Below are 11,910 nucleotides of genomic sequence, written 5' to 3' on the forward strand. Positions count from 1 at the left end.
TGCTGCTACCCCTTACTGCGCCTGCACACGCAGCTCTGCTGCGCTACGACTACGGTGACCCAACAGTGCTTTCACATCACTGGACTTTGGTTTTACCAGCGCGAATTTCGCCGAGAATGCTGGCCAGTTCGCCAGGATCTCTTCGCCGTGTGAAGATCCGGTATGCTGTACGTGCTCGGTAATCAGGCCGCGCAGGTGCTCTTCGTGGATAGCCAAAGAGTCCACGCTCAGCACTTCGACCAGTTCCGGGTTCACGCGTTTGCGGAATTCACCGTCTTCGTCGAGCACGTAGGCGAATCCGCCGGTCATGCCCGCGCCGAAGTTAACGCCGGTTTTGCCGAGAATACAGACGATGCCGCCGGTCATGTATTCACAGCCGTTGTCGCCAATTCCTTCAACCACGGTGATTGCGCCGGAGTTACGCACCGCAAAGCGCTCACCCGCACGACCCGCAGCAAACAGGCGACCACCGGTGGCGCCATACAGGCAGGTGTTACCGATGATGCTCGCCTCATGGCTACGGAAAGCTGAGCCAACCGGAGGACGTACCGCCAGCAGACCGCCCGCCATGCCTTTACCGACATAGTCGTTGGCATCGCCGGTCAGATACAGCTCCACGCCGCCCGCGTTCCACACGCCAAAACTCTGGCCTGCGGTACCGCTGAAATGCGCTTTGATCGGATCAGAAGCCAGCCCCTGATCGCCATGCGTCTGAGCGATATAGCCCGACAGCGATGCGCCGACGGAACGGTCGGTGTTGCGGATATCGAACCAGAAGGTTTTGCTCTGGCGCTCGTCGACGAACGGCTTCGCCTGCTGCAACAGCTGGGCGTTCAGTACGCCATTATCAAACGGTGGGTTGTTCTCGGTGCAATGCAGCGCTTTACCCGGATGCGGTTCGGCGGTTTCCAGCAGACGAGACAGCTCCAGCTTTTGCTGCTTGGCGGTAAACCCTTCCAGCTCTTTGAGCAGGTCGGTGCGGCCAATCAGGTCTACGAGGCGGGTTACGCCCAACTCGGCCATCAGCTCGCGCACTTCACGGGCGATAAATTCAAAGTAGTTGGTCACTTTGAACGGCAGACCGTGATAGTGGTTCTTACGCAGTTTCTCATCCTGAGTCGCCACGCCGGTTGCACAGTTATTCAGATGGCAAATACGCAGGTATTTACAGCCCAGCGCCACCATCGGGCCGGTACCGAAACCGAAGCTTTCTGCACCCAGAATTGCCGCTTTAATGATATCGACGCCGGTTTTCAGACCGCCATCGACCTGCAGACGAATCTTGTGACGCAGGCCATTAGCCACCAGCGCCTGTTGAGTTTCCACCAGCCCCAGCTCCCACGGACAGCCCGCGTATTTCACCGATGACAGCGGGCTTGCGCCGGTGCCGCCATCGTAACCCGCGATGGTGATCAGATCCGCATAGGCTTTCGCCACGCCGGTAGCGATAGTGCCGACGCCCGGTTCGGAAACCAGTTTCACCGAGATCATCGCCTTCGGGTTGACCTGTTTGAGGTCGAAAATCAGCTGCGCTAAATCCTCGATAGAGTAGATATCGTGGTGCGGCGGCGGGGAGATCAGCGTCACGCCCGGTACCGAATAGCGCAGTTTGGCGATGTACGGGGTGACTTTGTCGCCCGGTAACTGACCGCCTTCACCCGGCTTCGCACCCTGAGCGACTTTAATCTGAATCACGTCGGCGTTCACCAGATACGCTGGGGTCACGCCAAAACGACCGGAAGCAACCTGCTTAATCCGCGACACTTTGTTGGTGCCGTAGCGCGCCGGGTCTTCGCCGCCTTCGCCGGAGTTCGAGTTACCGCCGATGCTGTTCATTGCTTCAGCCAGCGCTTCGTGTGCTTCCGGGCTTAATGCGCCGATAGACATGGCGGCGGTATCAAAACGTTTAAACAGTTCGGTTGCGGGTTCTACCTCGTCAATGCTGACGGCTTCATCACCAGGCGTAATCGCCAGCAGATCGCGCAGCGTGGCCGCCGGACGCTCGTTGACCAGCTTGGCATATTCCTGATAGTCGCTGTACTCGCCGCTTTGCACCGCCTGTTGTAGCGTGCGCACCACGTCCGGGTTGTAGGCGTGGTATTCGCCGCCATGGACGTACTTCAGCAGACCGCCCTGGCTGATGGGCTTACGCGCCAGCCATGCATGTTTGGAGAGGTTCAGCAGATCCTGCTGGAAGTCGGTAAATCCTGCGCCGCTGATGCGGCTAACCACGCCCTGGAAGCATAGCGCCACGACATCATCGTGCAGACCAACGGCTTCAAACAGCTTCGAGCAGCGGTAAGAGGCAATGGTCGAGATGCCCATTTTGGACATGATTTTGTACAGGCCTTTGTTGATGCCGTTACGGTAGTTCAGCATCACGGTGCGGTAATCTTTGGCAATCGCCTGGGTGTCGATCAGACGTCCCAGCGTTTCATACGCAAGGTATGGATAAATGGCCGTCGCGCCAAAGCCGAGCAGGACGGCAAAATGGTGCGGGTCACGGGCACTGGCGGTTTCAACGATGATGTTGGCGTCGCAACGCAGGCTTTGTTCAACCAGACGCGTTTGCACTGCGCCCACGGCCATCGGCGCCGGAACCGGCAGACGATTTTTAGCGATGTTGCGGTCAGAGAGTACCAGCAGTACCGTGCCGTTGCGCACCATCTGTTCCGCCTTATCGCACAATGCTTTGACGGTCTCTTCGAGCGTAGTTTCGGTCGCGTCGAAGGTGATATCCAGGCGGTCAGCGCGATAATGCTCCTCTTTCATGGTGGTGAGCTGGGTGAAATCGGAGTACAGCAGGATCGGCGATTTAAAGCTCAGGCGGTGTGCCTGACCTTCCGCTTCGCAGAAGACGTTCATCTCACGACCGATGCTGGTGGCCAGCGACATGACGTGCGCTTCACGCAGCGGGTCGATCGGCGGGTTGGTGACCTGCGCGAACTGCTGGCGGAAGTAGTCATAGATGATGCGCGGCTGGCTGGAGAGCACGGCAAACGGGGTATCATCACCCATTGAACCGACCGCTTCCTGGCCATTTTCGCCGAGCACGCGGATCACGGAATCCAGCTCTTCAGCGCTGTAGTTAAATTGTTTTTGGTAGCTGGCGAGGGTGTCATCGTCCAGTTCACGGCTGCCGACCTGATCGTCAGCCAGGTCTTCGAACGGTACCAGGCGGCGGACGTTTTTCTCCATCCACTCTTTGTATGGGTGACGGCTTTTCAGGTCATCATCGGTTTCGGCCGAGTGCAGAATGCGCCCGCTGCGGGTATCGATAACCATCAGCTCGCCAGGGCCGACGCGGCCTTTCTCTACCACTTCATCCGGCTGATAATCCCAGATCCCGACTTCAGAGGCGCAGGTAATCAGCTTGTCTTTGGTGATGACGTAGCGTGCCGGACGCAGGCCGTTACGGTCGAGGTTACAGGCGGCGAAGCGACCGTCGGACATGACGATGCCCGCCGGGCCGTCCCACGGTTCCATGTGCATGGAGTTAAAGTCAAAGAACGCGCGCAGCTCCGGATCCATATCCGGATTGTTCTGCCATGCCGGTGGAACCAGTAAGCGCATGGCACGGATGATGTCCATCCCGCCTGCCAGCAGCAGTTCCAGCATGTTATCCATCGAACTGGAGTCTGAGCCGGTTTCGTTAACAAATGGCGCGGCGTCGTGCAGATCCGGGATCAGCGGGGTCTGGAACTTATAGGTACGGGCGCGCGCCCACTGGCGGTTGCCCGTGATGGTGTTGATTTCACCGTTGTGCGCCAGATAGCGGAACGGCTGCGCCAGCGGCCAGCGCGGCACGGTGTTGGTGGAGAAGCGCTGGTGGAACAGGCAGATGGCCGATTCCAGACGCAGGTCTGCCAGGTCCAGGTAGAAGCGCGGCAGATCTGCCGGCATACACAGACCTTTATAGATATTGACCAGATTCGACAAGCTACAGACGTAGAAGTCTTTGTCTTGCAGGAGGCGTTTTTCGATACGACGACGCGCGATGAACAGGCGACGCTCCATATCACGCGGACGCCAGCCCGCAGGGGCGTTAACAAAAATTTGCTCGATACGAGGCAGGGAGGAAAGGGCTATTTCACCGAGAACACCTTCGTTGGTTGGCACGTCGCGCCAGCCTACGATCGACAGGGTTTCCTGCTGTAATTCTTCTTCAACAATGCGACGAGATGCCGCCGCCAGTTCAGGGTCTTTATTTAAAAAGATCATGCCGACGGCGTAGTTTTTAGCTAAACGCCAGCCGCGCTCTTGCGCAACAATGCGGAAAAAGCGGTCAGGTTTTTGTAACAGCAAGCCGCAACCATCGCCGGTTTTGCCATCGGCAAGAATTGCGCCACGGTGCTGCATACGTGCCAGTGCGTGTATGGCGGTACGCACTACCTTGTGGCTAGGTTCGCCTTCTATGTGGGCGATCAGGCCGAAACCACAGTTATCCTTCTCAAGGGATTTATCGTACAACATATCAGTGAACCTCCCCAGGCTCTGCGGGACACCTCTCCGATACCGTTTGCGCACGGGCACACCAAGAGCATGGCGACGGGGTTTGCGTTTCATACGCTCACCTCGCATTCGCCCTCTTTATCCTTTTCGCATAGGTCAAACAAGTTTGAGGACTTGCTTCAGAGGGAATCTCAATTACTGCATAAATATGATGAGCAGACTGCTCATCCAGAAAGCTTCCAGCGGATTTCCAAGTTATCGGGAATCCACACACAGGTCAAATGGCAATCTTATTTATGCAAAAATGTGCTAGAGGGCGATTAACTTTATGAAAATGTTGAAATAAAAGGATTTTTTACATTGATTTAACCTGAGGAGTATACCCCTGGAAGTGTGATCTGTCTCACTGTCAGAAAGGCCTGATATCCCTCGTCCTCCCTTTATTTATCGAGATAACTGGCATTTTATGCTGGTTTTTAGAGTTCCGGCGTCTTAAAGATACTGTTTTTGCGCTGAGAGTATAAGAAGATAAAAAAAACCGCTGAATATAAGGAAAAGTAATTAGATTTAGAGTGAATGAAATTTCAATTATTTTGATTTGTTATGCAATAAATAAAGGCTCGCCAGGGCGATTGATCCAGGTCATCGCCGACTGGGGCAAAAAATGGCAGGCTTTGGCCTCTTTTCAAGGCGCGGTCTACCAGATTATGCAGTTACAGAAATTAGTCAATATGTTTGGTGGGGATCTTTCTCGCCGTTATGGGCAAAAGGTTCATAAGCTCACGCTGCACGGCGGCTTTAGCTGCCCAAATCGCGATGGCACCATTGGACGTGGCGGATGTACCTTCTGTAATGTCGCCTCCTTTGCTGACGAAGCGCAGCAGCATCATTCTATCGCTGAACAGCTTGAGCATCAGGCGCAATTAGTGAATCGCGCGAAGCGCTATCTGGCCTATTTTCAGGCTTATACCAGTACCTTTGCGGAAGTACAGGTGCTGCGTTCGATGTATCAGCAGGCCGTCAGCCAGGCCAGCATCGTCGGGTTATGCGTTGGCACGCGCCCTGACTGTGTGCCGGGTGCCGTGCTCGATCTGCTATGCGAGTACAAGGATCAGGGCTACGAAGTGTGGCTGGAACTGGGCTTGCAAACGGCCCATGACAAGACGCTGCATCGCATTAATCGTGGGCATGATTTTGCCTGTTATCAGCGAACGACCCAACTGGCGCGTGAACGCGGGCTGAAAGTGTGTTCACACCTGATTGTCGGCCTGCCTGGTGAAGGGCAAGCGGAATGCCTGCAAACGATGGAACGTGTGGTAGAGACAGGCGTCGACGGTATTAAGCTGCATCCTCTGCATATCGTCAAAGGCAGTACGATGGCGAAAGCCTGGGAGGCCGGACGGCTGAACGGTATTGAACTGGACGATTATACGGTTACCGCCGGAGAGATGATCCGCCATACGCCGCCAGAGGTGATTTATCATCGCATTTCTGCCAGCGCGCGTCGCCCAACGCTGCTGGCACCGCTATGGTGTGAAAACCGCTGGACCGGGATGGTTGAACTGGATAAGTACCTTAATGAGCACGGCGTGCAAGGCTCGGCGCTGGGTACGCCGTGGATTCAGCCGGGGATCTAACCCTCCGTAGTCATGTAGGCCTGAAAGCTGCGCGCCATCAGGTGGCCCGGCGCACATTGCCGGATGGCGGCTATGCCTTATCCGGCCTACCGCCTACCCAGTCATTTCACCGATAACCCCCGCATTTCTTGCACAATCTTCAACGTCACGCTGAGAATTGAGTATTATTGTGCCAAGTTGTCGTGAAGGAACCCTCTATGAAGCAAATTCGTATGCTGGCGCAATACTATGTCGACCTGATGATGAAGTTAGGTCTGGTGCGCTTTTCGCTGCTGTTGGCGCTGGCTTTGGTTGTGTTGGCAATTGTGGTGCAGATGGCTGTCACCATGGTGCTGCATGGCCAGGTAGAAAGCATTGATGTCATCCGTTCTATCTTTTTTGGCCTGTTAATTACCCCCTGGGCCGTCTACTTCCTTTCTGTGGTGGTGGAGCAACTGGAAGAGTCCCGGCAACGCTTGTCACGACTGGTACAAAAGCTGGAAGAGATGCGCGAGCGCGATCTCAAGCTCAATGTGCAGTTGAAAGATAATATTGCCCAGCTCAACCAGGAAATTGTCGAGCGCGAAAAAGCCGAAGCGGAGCGCCAGGAAACGTTCGAACAACTGAAGGTTGAAATCAAAGAGCGCGAAGAAGCGCAGATCCAGCTCGAGCAACAATCTTCATTTTTACGTTCTTTCCTTGATGCTTCACCGGACCTGGTTTTTTATCGCAATGAAGATAAAGAATTTTCCGGCTGTAACCGTGCTATGGAGCTGCTGACCGGTAAGAGCGAAAAGCAACTGGTGAATCTAAAGCCGGCTGATGTGTATTCGCCAGAGGCGGCTGAAAAGGTGATTGAAACCGACGAGAAGGTATTCCGTCATAACGTCTCGCTCACCTATGAACAGTGGCTGGACTACCCGGATGGGCGCAAAGCCTGCTTTGAAATTCGTAAAGTGCCTTACTATGACCGCGTAGGTAAGCGACATGGCCTGATGGGCTTTGGGCGCGATATTACCGAGCGGAAGCGTTATCAGGACGCGCTTGAGCGCGCCAGCCGTGATAAGACCACTTTCATTTCCACCATCAGCCACGAGCTGCGCACTCCGCTTAACGGCATTGTCGGCTTAAGCCGGATCCTGTTGGATACAGATTTAACCGCTGAGCAGGAAAAATATCTCAAAACTATCCATGTTTCCGCCGTGACGCTGGGGAATATTTTCAACGATATTATTGACATGGATAAGATGGAGCGGCGTAAAGTCCAGCTCGATAACCAGCCTGTTGATTTCACCAGTTTTATGGCGGATCTGGAAAACCTCTCCGGCCTGCAGGCGCAACAAAAAGGATTGCGCTTTGTGCTTGAGCCGACGCTACCGCTGCCACATAAGGTCATCACCGACGGAACGCGTTTGCGCCAGATTCTGTGGAATCTGATCAGCAACGCCGTGAAGTTTACTCAGCAGGGGCAGGTGACCGTACGGGCGCGCTATGACGAGGGAGATATACTGCATTTTGAGGTGGAGGATTCCGGGATCGGTATTCCACAGGATGAGCAGGATAAAATTTTCGCCATGTACTATCAGGTGAAGGACAGCCATGGTGGTAAACCGGCAACGGGAACCGGGATTGGACTGGCCGTCTCGAAGCGTCTGGCGAAAAACATGGGCGGTGATATTACGGTTTCCAGCCAGGCCGGAAAAGGCTCCATCTTTACGCTAACCGTGCATGCTCCTGCCGTGGCAGAAGAAATTGAAGATGCTTTTGAAGACGATGAAATGCCGTTACCAGCCCTGAATGTGCTGCTGGTGGAAGACATTGAACTGAACGTTATTGTTGCGCGTTCGGTGCTGGAAAAGCTGGGCAACAGCGTGGATGTCGCCATGACCGGGAAAGCCGCGCTGGACATGTTCAAACCGGGTGAATATGACCTGGTGCTGCTGGATATTCAGCTACCGGATATGACAGGGCTCGATATCTCACGCGAACTGACGCAAAAATATGCGCGCGAGGATCTCCCTCCGCTGGTGGCTCTCACCGCCAACGTACTGAAAGATAAAAAAGAATATCTGGATGCAGGAATGGACGACGTGCTGAGTAAGCCGCTGTCAGTTCCGGCGTTAACCGCCATGATCAAAAAATACTGGGATACCCGAAACGAAGAGGAGAGCACTGTGACGTCTGAAGAAAGCAGTAAATCGCAAGCGCTGTTAGATATTCCCATGTTGGAACAATACCTCGAACTGGTCGGGCCGAAGCTGATCACCGACGGTCTGGCGGTGTTTGAGAAAATGATGCCAGGATATTTGAGCGTGCTGGAGTCTAATCTGACTGCCCGTGATAAAAAAGGCGTGGTTGAGGAAGGCCATAAAATTAAAGGTGCAGCCGGATCTGTCGGTCTGCGCCACCTGCAACAGTTGGGTCAGCAAATTCAATCACCCGACCTTCCTGCCTGGGAAGATAACGTGGCTGAATGGATTGAAGAGATGAAGCAGGAGTGGCAGCACGACGTGGCGGTGTTAAGAGCCTGGGTTGCGAGCGTGGAAAAAAAATGACCCCGGCTTGACCGGGGTGCGCGAATACTGCGCCAACACCAGGGAAATCGTGGCTGCGCCGTAAATTATTATCATTGTTTACAAGGGCGCAGCCCTAATTTTCAGGCCGCACGCAGTTAAGATAGCAAATCTTAAATAATTTGTTACATGAATCAGTTAAATGTGTGAAGCGTGGCATTCTAATCAGAATTATTAATATGCTTCAGTCAGTTGCGAAAGGAGTATCACGATGAAAAAAGTTGGCGTAGTGCTCAGCGGATGTGGCGTGTATGACGGTGCAGAAATTCACGAAGCCGTACTCACGCTGCTGGCTATTGCCCGCAATGGCGCTCAAGCTATCTGCTTTGCCCCAGATAAACAGCAGGCGGATGTGATTAATCATCTGACGGGCGAGCCGATGCCGGAAACGCGCAATGTCCTGATTGAAGCTGCGCGTATTACGCGTGGTGATATTCGCCCCCTGGCCCAGGCGGTCGCAACGGAGCTGGATGCGCTAATTGTGCCTGGCGGGTTTGGCGCAGCAAAAAATCTGAGCAATTTTGCCAGCCAGGGCAGTGAGTGTCGGATTGATAGCGACTTAGCTGCTCTGGCGAAGGCGCTGCATCAGGCCGGTAAACCTCTTGGATTCATGTGTATTGCTCCTGCTATGTTACCTAAGATTTTTGACTTCCCGCTGCGTCTGACCATTGGCACTGACATCGATACAGCGGAAGTACTGGAAGAGATGGGCGCTGAACATGTGCCTTGCCCGGTCGATGACATTGTGGTTGATGAAGATAATAAAGTTGTCACCACGCCTGCTTACATGCTGGCGCAGGATATCGCTCAGGCGGCGAGTGGGATCGACAAACTGGTCTCGCGTGTTCTGGTACTGGCTGAATGAGAAAAGGGGCTACCGCCTTTCTGCGACGTCTGCTTCTGCGGGCGGTTATTGTCCTCGCCGTGTTTTGGGGCGGGGGTATAGCGCTCTTCAGCGTGATGCCCGTTCCTTTCTCAGCGGTCATGATTGAGCGGCAGCTTGGTGCCTGGATACAGGGTAATTTCGGCTATGTGGCGCATTCTGACTGGGTCAGTATGGATGAGATATCACCGTGGATGGGGCTGGCGGTCATTGCCGCTGAGGACCAGAAATTTCCCGATCACTGGGGATTTGATGTCTCAGCGATAGAGAAAGCGCTGGCGCATAACGAACGTAATGAAAACCGTATTCGGGGCGCTTCGACGTTATCGCAACAAACGGCAAAAAACCTCTTTTTGTGGGATGGGCGTAGCTGGGTGCGCAAAGGGCTCGAGGCCGGGTTAACGCTGGGGATAGAAACCGTCTGGAGCAAGAAACGAATCCTGACGGTTTATTTGAATATTGCGGAGTTTGGCGATGGAGTATTCGGTGTAGAGGCTGCATCACAGCGCTATTTCCATAAACCCGCCAGCCGTCTTAGCCCGTCTGAAGCGGCATTGCTGGCGGCGGTGCTGCCCAATCCGTTACGTTTTAAGGCGAGTGCGCCTTCCGGCTATGTACGCAGTCGTCAGGCGTGGATCATGCGTCAAATGCGCCAGCTGGGCGGTGAGTCGTTTATGCGTGAAAATAAGCTGTATTAGTCGATGCTGCCCTAATCTTCATCAAACCCCGAATTAAACAGCGCAATCACGGCTGCCAGAGCCTCAACCTCCTGCGGACCTGTGGCTTCAACTTCTATCTGGCGTCCTTTGGCGGAATCCAGCATCAGCAGAGCGATAACACTGTTTGCCTCGGCTTCCGTCCCTTCATCATTACGCAGCAGAACTTCTGCTTCAAAACCCTGCATTAGCTCAAACAGTTTCATTGCCGGCCGGGCATGCATGCCCAGCTTATTCGTGATTTCAACAGTTTGCTTCACGGTCATGATTTGCGTTTTTCCAACGTACGATGGCGTGACTGCACGTTTTTACCGCGTGAGCGGAAGTAGTCTGCCAGTTGCTCTGCAATATACACCGAACGGTGTTTCCCGCCGGTACAGCCGATGGCTACAGTGAGGTAGCTGCGGTTGTTGGTCTCCAGCATGGGTAACCATAGCTCAAGATAGCTGCGTGTCTGGTAGATAAAATTGTGTACTTCTGTGTGTCTGTCGAGGAAGGCCGCGACGGGGCGGTCAAGACCGGTCATCGGACGTAGCTTTGGATCCCAGTGCGGGTTAGGCAGGAAACGGACATCAAAGACGTAATCCGCATCAATAGGGATTCCGTGTTTAAAGCCAAAGGACTCAAATACCATCGTTAATTCACGTTCACGTTTGCCCAGCAGTCGGGTACGTAACATTTCCGCCAGCTCGTGCACAGACATTTCAGAGGTGTCTACGATCAGGTCAGCGCGTGAACGCAACGGCTCCAGTAAATCGCTTTCTTTATCGATAGCGCTTTCCAGAGACAAGTTCTTGCTGGACAGCGGGTGTAAACGGCGCGTATCGCTGTAGCGGCGAATTAGCGTGTTACGGTCGGCATCAAGGAACAGCAGTTGCGGTGAGAAGCCTTCAGGCAGGTTACTCATGGCCTGCTCAAAAATCTCCGGGGATTCGGGCATGTTGCGCACATCAATGCTGACAGCCGCAGATATCTGGCGATCGGCGAGGGTTCGAGCCAGTTCGGGCAACAACACGACGGGAAGGTTATCCACGCAGTAAAAACCCATATCTTCCAGCGCTCGCAGGGCGACAGACTTACCTGACCCTGAACGACCGCTGACGATCATCAGTACCATGTACTGTTTCTCCTCACAACGACAGAAAAGGATACCATTGGGTTGTTATGCTTCATCCTGTCCACCTTCGGTGTCAGTGATGATTTGATACAACTCCTGGTCACTCTGTGCGGCGCGCAGGCGACGACAGATGGTTTTATCTGCCAGGCGTTTGGCAACCAGTGACAACGTATGCAAATGCGTCTTGGTTTGGTCCGCCGGGACCAGCAGGGCGAAAAGCAGATCGACGGGTTGATTATCAATGGCATCGAACGCGATTGGCGTTTCAAGTTGAACAAATACACCAACCGCACGCAGGGTGTCTTCTTCCAGCTTTCCATGCGGAATGGCAATACCATTGCCAATACCGGTACTGCCCATTTTTTCGCGCGTCAGAATGGCTTCAAATACCACCTGAGGAGGCAAGCTGAGTTGTTTGGCCGCCAGTTCACTGATGATTTCCAGTGCGCGTTTCTTGCTTTGGCAGTGAACGGCCGCGCGCGTACATTCCTGGTTAAGAACATTGCTCAGTTGTAGAGTCGTATCGTTATTTGTCATAATTTCACCTAAGCGC

The 11,910-nt window shown here is 54.0% G+C and carries 8 protein-coding genes; 4 read left to right on the plus strand and 4 right to left on the minus strand.

Annotated features, from left to right (window positions below):
• Positions 1-12 precede the first annotated feature (12 nt).
• Positions 13-4,473, minus strand: coding sequence for a glutamate synthase large subunit (gene gltB / locus FDX24_RS19140; protein ID WP_137364788.1), 4,461 nt, complete (start codon positions 4,471-4,473; stop codon positions 13-15).
• 686 nt (positions 4,474-5,159) lie between these two features.
• Here gltB and FDX24_RS19145 point away from each other — a divergent pair.
• From FDX24_RS19145 to mtgA, 4 genes are all read left to right on the plus strand, one after another.
• The gene (locus FDX24_RS19145; RefSeq protein ID WP_115601395.1) at positions 5,160-6,089 is read left to right on the plus strand and encodes a TIGR01212 family radical SAM protein; all 930 of its coding nucleotides are present in this window, start codon (positions 5,160-5,162) and stop codon (positions 6,087-6,089) included.
• A 197-nt stretch (positions 6,090-6,286) separates the two neighbouring features.
• On the plus strand, positions 6,287-8,623 hold the full coding sequence (gene arcB / locus FDX24_RS19150) for an aerobic respiration two-component sensor histidine kinase ArcB (RefSeq protein WP_048213431.1): 2,337 nt from the start codon (positions 6,287-6,289) through the stop codon (positions 8,621-8,623).
• A 229-nt stretch (positions 8,624-8,852) separates the two neighbouring features.
• Positions 8,853-9,506 carry an isoprenoid biosynthesis glyoxalase ElbB gene (elbB, locus tag FDX24_RS19155; protein WP_048213430.1) on the plus strand — a complete coding sequence of 218 codons (654 nt, stop codon included), beginning with the start codon at positions 8,853-8,855 and terminating at the stop codon, positions 9,504-9,506.
• Positions 9,503-10,222: a monofunctional biosynthetic peptidoglycan transglycosylase gene (gene mtgA, locus FDX24_RS19160; RefSeq protein ID WP_048213429.1), complete on the plus strand. Its 720-nt coding sequence runs from the start codon at positions 9,503-9,505 to the stop codon at positions 10,220-10,222. The genes elbB and mtgA overlap by 4 nt, the downstream gene beginning before the upstream one ends.
• Before the next feature lie 11 nt (positions 10,223-10,233).
• On the opposite strand, the gene npr is transcribed toward mtgA, so the two are convergent.
• From npr to ptsN, 3 genes are read right to left on the minus strand one after another with little or no spacing between them, the layout of a single operon-like run.
• Positions 10,234-10,506, minus strand: a complete 273-nt coding sequence (gene npr, locus FDX24_RS19165; protein ID WP_003828770.1) for a PTS phosphocarrier protein NPr — start codon at positions 10,504-10,506, stop codon at positions 10,234-10,236.
• Positions 10,503-11,357 (minus strand): RNase adapter RapZ, encoded by an 855-nt coding sequence (gene rapZ / locus FDX24_RS19170; protein ID WP_048213428.1) that lies wholly within the window; start codon positions 11,355-11,357, stop codon positions 10,503-10,505. Before rapZ ends, npr begins: the two co-directional genes overlap by 4 nt.
• A 45-nt stretch (positions 11,358-11,402) precedes the next feature.
• Entirely contained in the window at positions 11,403-11,894 is a 492-nt protein-coding gene (ptsN, locus tag FDX24_RS19175; protein WP_048213427.1) for a PTS IIA-like nitrogen regulatory protein PtsN, read from the minus strand.
• Positions 11,895-11,910: the final 16 nt, after the last annotated feature.

Origin of the sequence: Citrobacter sp. wls716 (genome assembly GCF_005280975.1) — a bacterium.
Taxonomy (GTDB): domain Bacteria; phylum Pseudomonadota; class Gammaproteobacteria; order Enterobacterales; family Enterobacteriaceae; genus Citrobacter; species Citrobacter youngae.